Source organism: Nocardia sp. NPDC019219, from assembly GCF_040632645.1.
In the GTDB taxonomy this organism is placed as follows: Bacteria; Actinomycetota; Actinomycetes; order Mycobacteriales; family Mycobacteriaceae; genus Nocardia; species Nocardia sputorum.
Genome location: NZ_JBEYCG010000003.1, coordinates 135,362 through 150,228, shown reverse-complemented (window position 1 = coordinate 150,228; position 14,867 = coordinate 135,362). Strand labels below are relative to the sequence as shown.

Sequence of the window (14,867 nt, the reverse complement as noted above, 5' to 3'; positions counted from 1 at the left end):
GGGAGGACCACCATGGTCGACCTACCAGCCGCAGTGGTGAAGAGCGCGTTCGCGACCGGTGCGCGGATCCGGCATGCGCGGGTTTTCCACCCGGCGGGCCTGCACCTGGCCGGTCGTCTGCATGCCGAGCCCGAGTTCGAGCCGCTGTTCGGCGGCGGTGATCGCGCGGTCATCGCGCGGGTGTCCAAAGGCATCGGACTGCCGGACGGGCTGCCCGACGTGCTCGGCTTGGCGTTCCGCGTGCTCGACCGGGACGATCAGCCTTGGGATTTCGCGCTGGCCACCACCGGCCGGGGACCGCTGGGCCGCTTGGTGATCACCCCGGCGCGCGGCTGGGCCAGCGCACGATACGGCTGCCTGATGCCCTACCGGATCAGCAATTCCGCGCCGACCTGGTTCTTCGCCGAGCCGGACAGCGTTCAGCCCACGTCCGCGTCGCTCGAGGCGATGCAAGCTCACCTGGACGAGGACTTGGTCAGTTTCACACTCACGGCGGGCCGTCTCGGCGGGCCCACCTGGCGGGTCGCCGAACTCACGCTGCGTCTCGCCGAAAGCGCCGAGTACCGTACCGATTACTTCGATCCGATGCTCAACCATCCGGCCGAGGTGGAATTGTTCCCCAAGGCCATCGGCAAGATCCGCGAGCTGGCCTACACCGGCAGCAGGAGCGGCCGGGGCGAAGAGACCTAACGCCGGACGGCGCGTTCGCGCCGGTAGGCCGCCGGGGTATTACCGGTCCACCGCTTGAACGCGAAGATGAAGGTCGAGGCTTCGGCATAGCCGAGACGGATCGCGACGTCGCTCACCGATAGCGGTGTCGCGGTGAGCATTTCCTCCGCCAAAGCGCGCCGCACTTCGTCCAGCAACGCGCGATAGCTGGTCCCCGCGGCATCGAGGTGCCGCCTTAGCGTGCGAGTGCTCATGTTGAGATCGTTCGCCACAGCGTCGATGCCGGGCGGGGCGGCGAATCCGTCCGCGCCGCCCCGCGGCACCAGACGTTCGCGCACCTCCGCCGCGATGCCGGTGCGGGCCCTGCGGCGGTGCACCAGCTCCCGGCACTGCGCCAGGCACATCGCCCAGGTGTGCTCGTTGGCCTGCGGCAGCGGTTTCTCCAACAGCATGGGCTCGATGGCGAACAGGTTGCGCGGCCTGCCGAAATCCGGCGGCACGAGAGTGACCTCCGCGATCCGATCGGCGTAAGCGGGTTCTGGGAAACGGAATTCGGCCCTGGTCAAGGGCAGGCGCGTGCCGAGCAGATCGCTCATCACCCGGTGCATCGCGGTGACGTCGCGTTCGACCAGGAACTGGCGCACATCCGTCGGCACCGACTCGTCGTGCACCACCGCGACGAACTCGCTCTCGCCCCATTCGGCCACCGGGATGCAGAAAGTGAAGCTGAGATCGAGGTAGCGCAGCGCGAAACTGATCGCCTCCCCGAGCGTCGGACTACTGACGCAGGCGAAGCCGAAGATGCCGAAGGTGGTGATCCGGTAGCGGCGGCCGACCTCGACGCCCAGCGCGGGCCGGTCGCCGAGTTCGCGGACGAGGTTGCGGATGACCGCCAGTTCGGTGTGCGCGTCGATCTGCGCGTCCGGATCGCGCAATTGCTGCTCGCCGAGCACGGTGCCGTGCAGCATCCGCGCCGCGGGCACGCCGTGTTCGGCCGCGTAGCCGACCATCAGCGCCACGCTGGCCACGCCGCGCGGAAAGTTCCAATCGCGGATATCCGGATCCTGCACCCGTTCCACGCGGACATTATGGCCGAATTTCTCTATGCGACGACACGGCGGCTCTACAGTGGACTCATCTACGGTCGGAGTGAGGAGTCTCACATGACAGGGCGCGATCGGCCGTCGATCCTCGTCATCGGCGCGGGCTTCGGCGGTATCGGCATGGCGATCGAGCTGCGGCGCAACGGCTTCGACGACATCACCATCCTGGAGCGGGCCGCCGACCTCGGCGGGGTGTGGCGGGAGAACACCTACCCCGGCGCGGCCTGCGACGTCCCGTCCCCGCTGTACTCGTATTCGTTCGAACCCAAGCCGGACTGGCCGCAGCGGTACTCGGGCCGCGCCGCCATCCACGCCTATCTGCGCGGCGTCGCCGACCGCCACGGCGTGCTGCCGGCGATCCGTTTCGGTACCAGCGTCACGGACGCGGAATTCGACGACGCCACCGGCCGGTGGACCGTCCACACCGCCGACGGGGACAGCCGGATCGCGGACGTGCTGATCTCGGCGGTGGGGCAGCTGTCGCGTCCGTCCCTGCCCGCCATACCCGGCATCGGCACCTTCGCGGGCCCGTCGTTCCATTCCGCCGAGTGGGACCACGACGTCGACCTGCGCGGCAAACGCGTCGCCTGCGTCGGCACGGGGGCCAGCGCCGTCCAGTACATCCCGGAGATCCAGCCCGAGGTCGCACACCTCACCCTGTTCCAGCGCACACCGGCCTGGGTGATCCCCAAGTTCGACACGGACTACTCGCCGATCCAGCACAACCTGTTCGCGCGGGTGCCGGGCGCGCTGCTGGCCGAACGGTTCGGGTGGTGGTCGATCGCGGAATTCGTCTCACTCGGGCTGGTCGAGGTCCCCGCCATCGCCCGCTGGGTGGCCCGCATCGCCTCCCGGCACCTGGCCGAGCAGGTCGAGGACCCGCAGCTGCGCGCGAAACTGACCCCGGATTATCCGATCGGGTGCAAGCGCGCGCTGTTCTCCAACGACTACTACCCCGCGCTCACCCAACCGAACGTGCGGGTGGAGACGGCCGCGATCAGCGAGATCACCCCGCAGGGGATACGCACCGCCGACGGCGCGACCCACGAGGCGGACGTGATCATCTACGGCACCGGTTTCAAGGGCACCGAGTTCCTGTGGCCGATGGAGATCTGGGGCCGCGGCGGCCGCAGGCTGGCCGACGCCTGGGCCGACGGCGCGCACGCGTATTACGGCATCACGGTGCCGGACTTCCCGAACCTTTTCCTCGTGTACGGACCGAACACCAATCTCGGCGTCGGCTCGATCATCTACATGATCGAGTCGCAGACCCGCTACATCCGTCAGGCCGTGCAGTGGCTGGCCGACCACCCACGCCACTATGTCGAGGTCCGCGCGGAGCTGGAGGAGGACTACAACACCGCGCTGCAGCGCCGCTTGGCCCGCACCCCGTGGAATTTCTGCTCGAGCTGGTACCGCAATGCCGCCGGTCGTATCACCAACAACTGGCCGGGCTCGCAGACCAGCTACCGTCGCCGCACCCGGCGCTTCGATCCGCGCCACTACGCCCTCACCCCCGTCTCGTGACCGATCGCGCGGCTTCCGGCCCCGCTCGGATTCGCCTCCGCCCGCCACCAGCCGCCGGGCTGGCAGACTTGTGCTGTGAATGAACTGGCCCGTCCGGGCGCATCGGCCGAACGCGGGCCGCTGCGTCCCCTCGAGTTGGCCACCGGCGCCGTGCTGGGAGGAGCCACCGTCGGGCTGGTGACCATCGGTTCGGTGGTCCCGTTCGCCGGCGCGCTGCAGTTGGTCGCCGCGGTGCCGATCGGGCTGATCGCGCACCGTTTCCGGGCGCGGGCGCTGGTCACCGCGACCATCGCCGCCACGCTGGTCACTTTCGTGGCGGCCGGTCTGGCTTCGGCGACGGTGTTGGTGGCCTCGGCCACCATGGGCGCCATCATCGGGACCGTGAAGCGGCGCGGCGGCGGCCTCGTCGCGGTGCTCTGCCTCTCGCTACTGGCCGGGCTGGTCTGGGCCGCGCTGGCCGTCGGGGCGCTGCTCGCGATGTCGAGTGCGCGCGAGTTGGTGTTCGACAACATCCGCAACGGCTCGCGCGGCTTGCAGGATCTCGCGGGCCGCGTGGGCCTGGCTCCGCTGGGGCAAGTCGTGGCGGACCTCGCCGATGCCGTGCTGCGCTCGTGGTGGGTCTGGGTGGGCGGCGGCATCGCGCTGGGCATGCTGGCCACCGGCGTGTGCTCCTGGTATGTCCTGGGCTCGGTGCTCGACCGGCTGGACTGGCTGCCCGGCCAGGACCGGCTCGCCGCGCCGCCCGACGACCGGCCCATCGCGCCGCTGCCGGTCACGCTGAGTGCTGCCGGATTCCGGTACCCCGGCGCGGCGCGCGACGCGCTCAGCGGCGTCGATCTGACCGTCGAGGTCGGGGAATTCGTCGCCGTGGTGGGCCACAACGGTTCGGGCAAGTCGACGCTGACCCGGGTGCTGGCGGGTCTGCCGCCCACCTCGGGATCGGTGCGGCGCCCCGGCTCGGCCGGATTGGGGCAGCTCGGTGGCACTGCGCTGGTATTGCAGCGACCGGAGAGCCAGACCCTCGGCGTGCTCGTCGCCGACGACGTCGTGTGGGGGCTGCCCGCGCGACTCGCCGCCGAGGTGGACGTCGAGGGCTTGCTGGGTGAGGTCGGTCTGGCCGGGATGGGCGGCAAGGAGACCGCCACGCTCTCCGGCGGTCAGCAGCAGCGGCTGGCGGTCGCGGCCGCGCTGGCCCGCAGGCCCGCACTGCTGATCGCCGACGAGGCGACCTCGATGATCGATCCGGACGGACGCCGGGAACTGGTGGAACTGCTCGCGGGCCTGCCGAAGCGGCACCCCATGGCCGTGGTCCTGGTAACCCATCACGAAGCCGACGCCGCGGCCGCGAACCGGGTCGTGCACCTGGCCGGGGGACGCTCGGTCGCGCACCTGCCCGCGTGGCCCCGCCCGGCGCGCGCCGCGCGGCGCAGGCCGATGGGCGAGCCGATCCTCGAACTGCGCGATGTCCGGCACACCTACAACCGCGCGACGCCGTGGGAAGCCCCCGCACTGCACGGCGTGGACCTGTCCGTCCGCCAGGGCGAAGCGCTGCTCGTCGTCGGCGGGAACGGGTCGGGCAAGTCCACCCTGGCCTGGATCATGGCGGGCTTGGTCGAACCGACTTCCGGCCGGTGCGAACTGCGCGGTAAGCCGGTCGGCAAGCAGATCGGCGCGGTCGGGCTGGCGTTCCAGCATTCCCGCCTGCAATTGCAGAAGCAGACCGTCGGCGCGGAGATCGGGGACTGGGGCGGGCGCGCCACGGGCTCCGGCGCGGTCGGGCGCGCGCTGGACGCGGTCGGGCTGGACCGGTCGCTGGCCGCCCGCTCGATCGAGGAACTCAGTGGCGGCCAGGCCAAACGGGTGGTGCTCGCCGCGATCGTGGCCAGTCACCCCCAAGTGGTCGTGCTCGACGAACCGCTGGCCGGTCTCGACCCCGAGGGCCGGGCCGACATCGTGGAATTGCTGGCGCGGCTCCGGGACGCCGGCTTGACGCTGATCGTCATCTCGCACGACGTGGCGGACATGGCGGCGGTGTGCGACCGCACGGTGCACCTGCGATCGGGCCGCATCCTGAGCGCGGAGTCCGCGTGGGCGGCCACGCCGGCGCCGAGCAAGGCCGCCGCGCGAGCCGATTCCGGAGCGCTGCGCGCGCCCGGTGAAGCGGCCTGGCGCTTCGATCACGGAGGTCGATGATGAGCACAGTCCTGCTGCGCCAGGTACCGGTCGCCAGTCCGGTGCATCGCCTGTGGGCGGGCACCAAGATGATCGGGGTGTTCCTGATCAGCCTGGTGCTGATGTTCCTGCCGTCCTGGCCCGTGCTCGGTGTGATGACGGTGTTTCTGGTGTTCGTGGGCGTCCTCGCACGGCTGCCGCTGGGCACGCTACCGCGGCTGCCCTGGTGGTTCTGGGCGCTGTTCGTACTCGGCGGCCTGCTCACGGCGCCCGTCGGCGGTGCGGCGGTGCTGCGCTACGCGCAGATCGCGACGTTTACGCTGATCCTGGTGGCGGCCTCCTTCCTCATCGCGTGGACCACGCCGATGGGCGACATCGCGCCCGCCCTCGCCAAACTCGGCGCGCCGTTGCGCAGACTCCGGATGCCGGTGGACGAATGGGCGGTCGTCGTCGCGCTCACCCTCCGCGGTCTGCCGCTGCTCATGGAGGAGATCCGGGTGCTGCGCGCCGCTCGGCGCCTGCGCCCCAAGGACGGCATGATCGCCCGCGCCGCCGGCAACCCGCTCATCGACATCCTGACCGCGGCCATGGCGGTCGCCACCCGGCGTGCGGGCGAACTGGGCGAGGCGATCACCGCACGCGGTGGCACCGGGCAACTCACCGCCCATCCCAGCGCACCCGGCCTGCGCGACGCTCTGGCGCTCTTGCTGGTCGTCGGCGTCTGCCTCGGCTGTATCGCTCTGCACCTGCTGCTCTGAGCACAGGCCCACGAAGTAGACCGGATGGAAAATGGGGATCGGAACCGGATTACGGTCGGTTGGGGCCCTAGTGGTCTCCGGCCACATTCCGGCAAGAGAATTCGCTGACTATTTGCAGACCGACGGGCATCAGGTGAGACAACCGCCGGCCCAAGAGCCGGGCGCGCCGCGCACGACCGCCTACGCGTCGGACGGTAGCCGCCGATCCCGATCGCGGAGCCGGGCCGCGGTACATCCCCTCGCTCGAGTTTCCCGGTCGACGTGACACACGTGCCAGGCGAACGCGCCCTCCACCGGCCCCGCCCCAATACTCCCAAAGCCATTGCCGAACTGCGGGTTACGCCGTCCGAGCACCGACATCCGAGTACTTCGCGATCAATGCTTCGATTCGGGGGTTGCACTCCCTCGCCCCCGCGAAGGCCGATCGACTCGCCCCGAAGGCCCGCAAGACCCCATTGAAAATAGCCGTCGGCTATAAACAATCGGACGGCAAAAGGCGGAAGATTACCCTCCGAATTCGTGTCCCAAACCTCTTCCGTCACAGTACAGTTATCACTCGGAAGTAGCTGTTTTTTGGATCACATCCCGGATGAACACGCCGGCGGGGGAAGGAAATTCGGCGTGCGCCGCGTTCTCTATTGCTCGAAGCCTGATGAAGATTGGAAACCGAGAATGATTCTGCGGAAAGTCACTGCCGCTGTCGTGCCACTGGTCGCCGCGCTCACGGTGGGGTCCGGCGTCTCGCACGCCGAACCGGACGCGACAACGGTCCCGGATATCGGCTATCGAGCCGAATTGATCGGGAACAAGGTCGTCACGACGCTCACCGAGGGCACGTTCGAGCTGCGCGGTGACGCGGTCGACATCAAGGACGCGGCGGGCGACGTCGCGGTCACCCTGCCCCTCGCTTTCCGGCAGGACGGGCTCGAATACCCGATGGCCCACCTCGTGCGCGACGCGGGCCGAGTGCTGGAGCTGACCGTCGTCAAGGACGCGGCGCAGGCACGCCCGGCGGCCACGCCGGTCGCCTCGCCGTTCGAGAACCAGCGGGCGATGGATGCCTTCCTGTCGCAGTTCGGCATCGCCACCGCGGTCGGCGGGTTCATCGGCACGGTCATCGGAGCGCTTGTCGGCCTGACGGGCCTCATCGGAGGACCCGTCGGTATCGCCACCGTGCTCGCGGGCGCGGGTATCGGCGGCATCATCGGCACCATCGTCGTCGGTGGACCGGCCTTGATCATCGCGGGTATCGATCTGATCAGCACGCTGGCCGCCCCGCCCGGCACCACCAAGTGGATGGACACCACCGGGCGTTCGCAGAACTGACCGGCGCCTCCGGGGACAACGCGCACCGAATCGCCCGCGGTTCGGTGCGCTTTCGTCTGTGCGGACAGCCGGCGGTCCGCTGGTGCGTGAGCACCACGCGCCCACGCACCTGCACCCGTCGACGACTCCGGTGCCGCACCGTCGATGACTCGCCGAAGCGGGACACCGCCCTCGAGCACCCGTCGACGGCTCCGGTGCCGCACCGTCGATGACTCACCGAAGCGGGACACCGCCCTCGAGCACCCGTCGACGGCTCCGGTGCCGCACCGTCGATGACTCACGAGGCGGACACCGCGCTCAATCACCGTGGACGGCTCCGGTGTTCCGACCGTCACCGACGACAGGCGATCGTCCACTTACCGCTCACGGCACCCGGGGAACACCGGCAGACCCGCGAACCGATCGGCGAGGAAGTTCATCGCGCCCGGCGCCTCACCGATCGCCGCCGGGTTGTGCGTGGGCAGCATCGAGTGCACCGAGGTGATCAACGCTCCCTGCGCGCAGTACCGGCCGATCAGGTCGGTGAAGCCCGCGACGGGGATCACGTCATCGGTCAGGCTGTGGTACAGGTACATCGGCGTCTCCGGCGCGCTGCCGCCGAGTTCCTGGGCGTCGGTCGCGGCGCGGAAAATCGGATGTCGCAGCAGGTCCGGCACGACGGCGAAGTCGTCGACCCGCGCGCCGACGTACTTCGGCACCAGGTCGGACCCGCACATCGTCGCATTCTCGGCCAGCGCCGCACGCCCCCGATCGTTGAGCAACTCCAGCAGCCCGTTGCCGGGATCGTTTCGGGCGAGCGCGAACAGGATCAGCAGCGCCAGCCCGGACTGCACGGTGCCGTCCGCCTCGCGAGCTATGGCCGGCCAGTCCGCCGGAACGCCACCCGAGGTGATTCCCGCGAACCGCACGTCCGGGGCGTACTCCGGCTGCAACTGCGCGGCCCACAACGTGGCGAACGCGCCGCCGGAATAGCCCCAGGCGCCGATCGGCGTCGCGGGTCCGAGTCCGGCCTGTGGGAGATCGCGCGCTGCCCGGATGCCGTCCAGCACACCGCGTCCGGAGTTCACCCCGTCGAGGAACCGGGATCGCGGCCCCTCGTAGTCACTGGCCACCACCGCCCACCCACGGCGCAGCGCCTCCGCCATGAACGGCGTATCGATCACCGTGTTCACCGCGCCGGTGTCCCAGCCGCCGCGCAGGGCGAACGACGGTGCGCACCGCGTGCCGAGACTGTCCTCGGGCACCTGATACGACAGCAGGGGCCGCGCGCCCCGGCCGAACCACGGCAGCATCGGCACCAGCACGGTCGCCACGTCGGCCACGGGATCGTCGCTCGCGTCGGTGGTGCGATACTTCACCTGCCACGCCGAAATCGGCAGAGGCAGTCCGAACAACGCGATGGGGCGGGAATCCAGCACGGCGCCGTTGCCATAGCGCGCGAGGTCGGCGGGTGCCGCGTAGAACGGGTCCCGGTCCGGTGGTGGTAGCTCGGCGTGTGCCCCTGGAGCGGCGGCCAGAATGATCACCGTGGACAAGATGATCCCCAGGATCACCGCGCACACGGGACGGTTGCTCGCCTGCGCGACGACAGGCGCTGCGTGCACATCCTTCATCAGGGCCTCCCCAGTCCCGGCGAGGCGGCGGGTGTCCCGCTGTGGCCGGGGCTCACCTGACCTCGAGACCTCCACGGTACTGCCGGGCCGATCGGCCCGGCAACGGTCGATCGCAGGTCACACCCACCGCCGCTGCTGTCCGCCGGGCTGGTTACAGTGTTGGCCAAAACGCCCCCAGCGCAATCGAATAGCTGTCCAGGGCCACCCCCCCTCGCAGCGCGAGCGCAACGAACAGGAGTAGCCGAGCATGCGGCATGGCAACGGACTGGACATCCCCGAGGGACTCGCCGACGTGTGCGCCCCGGACCGAATGGCGGTGATCGTCTACGACATGCAGGTCGGCGTGCTCAGCCAGTTGCCGGACGGGCCGGAGATCATCGAGCGCGTGGTCGGGGTGGTCGACGCGGCGCGCTCGGGCGGCTACCCCGTGGTCTTCCTGCGCCATTTCTTCCTGCCCGAGCGCCTGAGCGGAACTTTCGCGCTGCGCATGGCCATGAGCTGGCAGCAAGTGGATTCGGTGGACAAGGTGCGCTTCATCCTGCAGCGCGACACCCCGGCCTTCGAGCTGGTTCCCGAGCTGCGGCCGCGCGCGGACGAGGTGGTGTTCGACAAGACGTCGATGTCGGCCTTCGAAGGGACTCCGCTGGCCTCGATGCTGCGCGACCTGCGCATCGACGCCTACGCCATCGCGGGCGTCGCGCTGGAGATCGGCATCGCGCCCACGGTCACGCATTCCACCGATCTCGGCTTCGTGCCGGTGGTGATCAGCGACGCGGTGGGCGGACGGGACAAGGAGGCCATGGCGCGGGCGTACGACGACTTCGAGTTCCAGGGCCACGCGCTGGTGACCGATATCGCGACCATCACACCGCTGCTCGCGGGCGCCAACTGACCCGACGGGACCCGGCCACGGCCGGGTCCCGTTCCACGCTCACTGCTCCCGCAGGGCTTTCTTGGCCGCGTCCTGGGCGGCGTCGACCTGGCTCGCGAACTTCTCGCCCGTCTTCTCGTCGACGAGATCGCCCGCCTTGTCGATCACCGCGTCCAGCTTGTCCGCGTTCTTCTGGGCCAGGTCCATCGCCTTGCCCGCCAGGTTCTTGAAGTCCACCCTGCACTCCTCGTCTCGTGCTGAGAACCACCGCGAGACAACCCTACCCAGCGCCGAGCCACGCCGGGTGCCACAACCGGCCCGTCTCGGTCCAGTTCATGAACCGCACGGTGCCACCGAGTTTCGGCGTCACCCACACCGCTTCCTTGCGTTCCTCGGCGGTCAGGTCGTTGTCGAACGGCGAAGTCTTGCGTTCCAGCGGGCGCAGCCGCGCGGCCAGCTCCCGCAAGTTCGAGTCGTCGAACCCGGTGCCGACCCGTCCGACATAGACCAGCCGCCCGTCGTGTGGAATGCCGACCAGCAGGGACTTGAATTCCCGTGCCGAGCTGCGCCGCCAGCCGCCGATCAGCACCCGCTGCGTGCGCCAGTTGCGCTGCTTCACCCAGGCGTGCCCGCGCTTGCCGGGTAGATACACCGAGTCCTTGCGCTTGGCGACCACGCCCTCGAGCCCGTGCTCCTGGCTGTAGCGCAAGGCGTCGGCGCCCGAGCCGTCCAGGCGCGGCGGCACGACCAGCGACGGCGCGTTGGCGGCGAGCGCCTCCAGCACCCTGCGGCGGTCGGCGTAGCGCTTGCGCAACAGCGAGGTGCCGTCCAGGTACAGCACGTCGAAGGCGACGAACACCGCCCGCGCCGCATCGGCTTGCAGCAGACCCAGATTCGCGACGCCGTGATCGTCGAACACGACGGCCTCGCCGTCCAGCACCACCTGATGTCCGGACAACTCCCGCCGCAACGCCGCGATGCCGGGATAGCGGTCGGTCACGACGTGGCCCGCCCGGCTGCGCAGCGTGATCGCGCCGGACTCGATCTCGGCGATCAGCCGGAAGCCGTCCCACTTCGTCTCGAAGCACCACTCGGCGGCGCCGAGTTCGGCGACGTCACCGTGCGTCGCGAGCATCGGCGACAGACCGCGCGGCAGCGGCGCGGGCCCGCCGGACGGACGGATGATCCGGCCCTGCGGTTCGTCCGGCTCCTCCTCCTGCGGTTCGGCGCCGTTCTGCGCACGCATCAGATGCATCAGCCACTGATTGCCGTTGGTCTGGATCAGCGCGTACCGGCCGGTGAGCCGCCTGCCGTGGAATCGAACGATGACCTCGTCGTCGCGCCACTTCTCGGTCTCGTAGGTGCCGGAGTCCCAGATCGTCATCTCGCCCGCGCCGTACTCACCCTTCGGGATGGCGCCGTGGAAGTCGAGATACTCCATCGGGTGGTCCTCGGTGTGCACGGCGAGGCGGTTCTGCTCGGGCGAGGTCGGCGGACCCTTCGGCACCGCCCAGGACACCAGCACCCCGTCGCGCTCCAGCCGCACATCCCAGTGCAGGCGCCGCGCGTGATGCTCCTGCACGACGTAGCGATTGTTCTCCCCCGGCGCGGGCGCCTGCGCGGGAACCGGCTCTGGGGTGCGGGACGGGTCACGCATCGAGCGGTACTTCGTCAACGCGTCGGGAGCCGTCCCGGACGAATCATCCCCCGCCGGCGCGGCATCCAGTTCGGCGAGCAGATCGCCGTCGGCGCGGTACCTGGCCAGCACCTCGTCGAACCGCAACTGCCGCAGCTTCTTGCGATTCTCGATCTCCTTCCACGTGCGTGGCGCGGCGGCATTCGGCTCCGGCCGCCCCCGCATCGAGTAGGGCGCGATGGTGGTCTTGGCGGCGTTGTTCTGGCTCCAGTCCAGGAAGACCTTGCCGCCGCGCGCCGCCTTCGCCATCGTCGCCGTGACCAGGTCCGGACGCAGCCGTTGCAGATTCGTGGCCACCTGTTTCGCCACGGTGGACGCGCCGTCGGAGCTCAGATCGCGATCCAACGGCACATAGAGGTGTATGCCCTTGCTGCCACTGGTCACCGGGAAGGCGCGCAGACCGATGCCCTCCACCATCTCGCGCACCGCGAGCGCCACCTCGGCGCATTCGGCGAGCCCGACCCCCTCGCCGGGATCCAGATCGAAGACCAGCCTGGTCGCCGGACCCATGTCATCGTCGTCGAAACGCCACTGCGGCACATGGACTTCCAACGCGGCCTGCTGCGCGAGCCAAGCCAGTCCGGCTTCGGAATCGATCAGCGGGTAGACGACCTTGCGATCGGAATGCCGCAGGGCGCGCCGCTCGATCCAGGACGGAGCATGCGCCGGGAGGTTCTTCTCGAAGAAAGACGGTTCGTCGACGCCGTTCGGCCAGCGCTTGCGGGTCACCGCCCGCCCGGCGATGTGCGGCAGCATGGCCGGCGCGATCGCCGAATAGTAGGCGATCACTTCGCCTTTCGTCGTTCCGGTGGCCGGGTACAGCACCTTGTCGAGGTTGCTCAGGTCAACCTCGATACCACCGAACTCGCGGCGGGCCGCCATATCCGAAGTGTAGCGGCGGAGACCCGGCGAAGGTCTCCGCCGCGGGCTCAGGCGTGCGGCCCGGACTGATCGGGCGGAACCACCTTCTTGGCGGCCTCCTTGCCCTTGGCGATCTTGTCCGTGTACTTGCCGTGCGTCTTCTGATCGATGAAGTCACCGGCCTTGTCGACCGCGTGATTGATCTTGTCGGCGTTCTTGGCCGCCGCGTCCTTTCCCTTGTCGACCAGGCCCTTGACCGTATCCGCGAAACTCATCGCCGTGATCCTTCCTGTCGCCAACTATCCGGAGTGCTTCACCCGATATTCTCCCACCAAGAATCCGCAGGTGGGGCGCTCGACGGGTCCACACGCTCGCCGGGCATCGGCACCGCGACACTCGTGCCCGCCGCTCGCGCCGCGGCCACCATCCGCGCGACCGGCTCCGACCAGCCGTGGAAGGCGAGATTGAAGGTGGCCCAGTGAATCGGCACCAACAGTCCGTGACCGGGATTCCCACCGCACAGGTCGGCGTGTGCCCGGACCGCCTCCTCGGGGTTCATATGCACATCCGGCCAGCGCTCGTCGTAGGCGCCGATCGGCAGCAGCGTCAGATCGAACGGGCCGAGCGCCGCGCCGGCCTCGGCGAACGCCTTCGTGAAGCCGGTGTCGCCGCCGAAGTACACCCGCCGGGTCGGCCCGACGATCGACCACGAGGCCCACAGCGTGGTGTTGCGCAGCAAGCCGCGTCCGGAGAAGTGCCGAGCCTCCGTGCAGGTGAGCACCAGATCGGCGCCGTCGCGGCCCCGGCCGAGGTCGCTGAGCGACACCGAACCGCCCCAGTCCAATTCGATGATGCGTTCGTCCGGGACACCCCAGTGCCGCAAGTGGGCGCCGATGCCGATCGGAACGAGGAACGGCGCGTCCTGGCGTGCCACCAATTCCCGGACGGTCTCCTTGTCCAGGTGGTCGTAATGGTCGTGCGAGATGATCACCGCGTCGATCGGAGGCAGATCGGCCAGCGGCTGCGGCACCGGATGCATGCGCGCGGGTCCGACCAGCGGCGACGGCGAAACCCGCTCGCTCCACACTGGATCGGTGAGAATCCGGTACCCGTCGACCTCGACCAGTGCCGTGGCGTGGCCGTACCAGGTGACGGCCAGCGCGGCCGCCTCGGCCGGCTGCCGCGGGGTCCGCAGTGGGACGGGGCCGCGCGGTCTGCCCGCGTTGCGCCGGGTCAGCGCCGAGACCAGCAGCGAGGGAGTCGAACCCGCCACCACCTGGCTACTGGGCTCGGTATTGTGGAACTGGCGGTCGCGATAGGTGGCCGCGCCCACCGCGTACGGCTGGATGGCCGAGATCGAGGCGCCCATCGCCGACGGGATGTCCCACACCGCCCGAGCCAGCCAGGTGAGGCCGAGCGCGCCCGCCGCGGCGCCCGCGACGCGTCTGATGTCCATCATCGCCCCACAAACTTCGCCGGGCGCTTTTCCTGTCTGGCCAAACGACCCTCCTTGGCATCCTCGCTCGTCCACGCTGCCTCCAGTGCGGCGCGCTGCTGCGCGGTCTCCGGATCGCGCGTTCCGTCATCATTGAGCACCAGCTTCATGTACCGCAGGGACAACGGGGCCAATGCCGCGATCTGCTTGGCCCAGGCCTGCGCGTCGGCCACCGTGCCGATCCGGTTGGCGAACCCGAAGGTGTAGGCGTCCTCGGCCGGGATCTGCTCGGCGCCCAGCAACACCGTGCGCGCCGGGCCGCCGCCGATCAGGGCGGCCAGCCTGCGCACGGTCCAGCGATCCACGGTGATGCCCAGTTTCGCCGCCGGCACCGCGATGTACGCCTCCGGTGCGATCACCCGCAGATCCGAAGCGAGCGCCAGCTGCACGCCCGCCCCGATCGCGGCGCCGTTGATCGCCGAAATCACCGGGATCGGCGCCGATTCGATCGTGTGCAGCGTTTCCAGCAATCCGGACAGGAAATCGTCGGAGTACACCCCGGACAGATCGGCGCCCGCACTGAACACCGTGCCGTGCCCGGTCAAGACGATGACGCGCGCCTGGTCGGCGACAGCGGCGAGCACGGCCTCGCGCAGCAGTGTCACGAGTTCGTGGTTGAGCGCGTTGCGGCGCTCTTCCCGCTGAAGTTCGATGGTGACCACGTCACCGTCCCGGCTGACACCGAGCATACGACCTCCCCGACTGAACGGTCCGTCTGATCTTTTCACTCTGCCACAGTGGACTACCCGCTCCACGCCGGGCGATACGATCAGCGG

General features: G+C 69.5%; 13 protein-coding genes. 6 read left to right on the top strand and 7 right to left on the bottom strand.

Going from position 1 to position 14,867, the window contains the following annotated elements; genetic code table 11:
• Positions 1 to 12 precede the first annotated feature (12 nt).
• Entirely contained in the window at positions 13 to 690 is a 678-nt protein-coding gene (locus ABZ552_RS08155; protein WP_281877349.1) for a phosphodiesterase, read from the top strand.
• On the opposite strand, the gene ABZ552_RS08150 is transcribed toward ABZ552_RS08155, so the two are convergent.
• Positions 687 to 1,748, bottom strand: coding sequence for an AraC family transcriptional regulator (locus tag ABZ552_RS08150; RefSeq protein WP_281877348.1), 1,062 nt, complete (start codon positions 1,746 to 1,748; stop codon positions 687 to 689). The two genes, ABZ552_RS08155 and ABZ552_RS08150, sit on opposite strands and share 4 nt — an antisense overlap.
• Positions 1,749 to 1,832: 84 nt before the next feature.
• On the opposite strand from ABZ552_RS08150, the gene ABZ552_RS08145 reads away from it, so the two are divergent.
• The 4 genes from ABZ552_RS08145 to ABZ552_RS08130 all read left to right on the top strand — a co-directional run bounded on the left by ABZ552_RS08145 (position 1,833) and on the right by ABZ552_RS08130 (position 7,555).
• Positions 1,833 to 3,299 (top strand): NAD(P)/FAD-dependent oxidoreductase, encoded by a 1,467-nt coding sequence (locus ABZ552_RS08145; protein ID WP_357436144.1) that lies wholly within the window; start codon positions 1,833 to 1,835, stop codon positions 3,297 to 3,299.
• 75 nt (positions 3,300 to 3,374) lie between these two features.
• A complete protein-coding gene (locus tag ABZ552_RS08140) occupies positions 3,375 to 5,492 on the top strand; it encodes an ATP-binding cassette domain-containing protein (RefSeq protein WP_357436142.1) in 2,118 nt (705 codons plus the stop codon).
• Positions 5,492 to 6,229 carry an energy-coupling factor transporter transmembrane protein EcfT gene (locus tag ABZ552_RS08135; RefSeq protein ID WP_357436141.1) on the top strand — a complete coding sequence of 246 codons (738 nt, stop codon included), beginning with the start codon at positions 5,492 to 5,494 and terminating at the stop codon, positions 6,227 to 6,229. The genes ABZ552_RS08140 and ABZ552_RS08135 overlap by 1 nt, the downstream gene beginning before the upstream one ends.
• Positions 6,230 to 6,901: 672 nt before the next feature.
• Positions 6,902 to 7,555, top strand: coding sequence for an ammonium transporter (locus ABZ552_RS08130; protein WP_281877342.1), 654 nt, complete (start codon positions 6,902 to 6,904; stop codon positions 7,553 to 7,555).
• 356 nt (positions 7,556 to 7,911) lie between these two features.
• Here the strand turns inward: ABZ552_RS08130 and ABZ552_RS08125 are convergent, their stop codons facing one another.
• Complete coding sequence (locus tag ABZ552_RS08125) at positions 7,912 to 9,168, bottom strand: lipase family protein (RefSeq protein WP_281877341.1); 1,257 nt, start codon at positions 9,166 to 9,168, stop codon at positions 7,912 to 7,914.
• Positions 9,169 to 9,415: 247 nt separating this feature from the next.
• Between ABZ552_RS08125 and ABZ552_RS08120 the strand changes: the two genes are divergently transcribed.
• On the top strand, positions 9,416 to 10,060 hold the full coding sequence (locus ABZ552_RS08120; protein ID WP_281877340.1) for an isochorismatase family cysteine hydrolase: 645 nt from the start codon (positions 9,416 to 9,418) through the stop codon (positions 10,058 to 10,060).
• A 39-nt stretch (positions 10,061 to 10,099) separates the two neighbouring features.
• Here ABZ552_RS08120 and ABZ552_RS08115 read toward each other — a convergent pair whose 3' ends face one another.
• Genes ABZ552_RS08115 through ABZ552_RS08095 form a run of 5 tightly spaced genes read right to left on the bottom strand, consistent with a single transcriptional unit; the run spans position 10,100 to position 14,780 of the window.
• Positions 10,100 to 10,276, bottom strand: coding sequence for an antitoxin (locus ABZ552_RS08115; RefSeq protein WP_281917186.1), 177 nt, complete (start codon positions 10,274 to 10,276; stop codon positions 10,100 to 10,102).
• A gap of 43 nt (positions 10,277 to 10,319) precedes the next feature.
• A complete protein-coding gene (locus ABZ552_RS08110; RefSeq protein ID WP_281877338.1) occupies positions 10,320 to 12,617 on the bottom strand; it encodes an ATP-dependent DNA ligase in 2,298 nt (765 codons plus the stop codon).
• A gap of 47 nt (positions 12,618 to 12,664) precedes the next feature.
• Positions 12,665 to 12,871, bottom strand: a complete 207-nt coding sequence (locus tag ABZ552_RS08105; RefSeq protein WP_063024726.1) for an antitoxin — start codon at positions 12,869 to 12,871, stop codon at positions 12,665 to 12,667.
• A 38-nt stretch (positions 12,872 to 12,909) separates the two neighbouring features.
• Positions 12,910 to 14,055 carry an MBL fold metallo-hydrolase gene (locus ABZ552_RS08100; protein WP_281877337.1) on the bottom strand — a complete coding sequence of 382 codons (1,146 nt, stop codon included), beginning with the start codon at positions 14,053 to 14,055 and terminating at the stop codon, positions 12,910 to 12,912.
• Positions 14,052 to 14,780 (bottom strand): enoyl-CoA hydratase, encoded by a 729-nt coding sequence (locus tag ABZ552_RS08095; protein WP_281877336.1) that lies wholly within the window; start codon positions 14,778 to 14,780, stop codon positions 14,052 to 14,054. Before ABZ552_RS08095 ends, ABZ552_RS08100 begins: the two co-directional genes overlap by 4 nt.
• Positions 14,781 to 14,867: the final 87 nt, after the last annotated feature.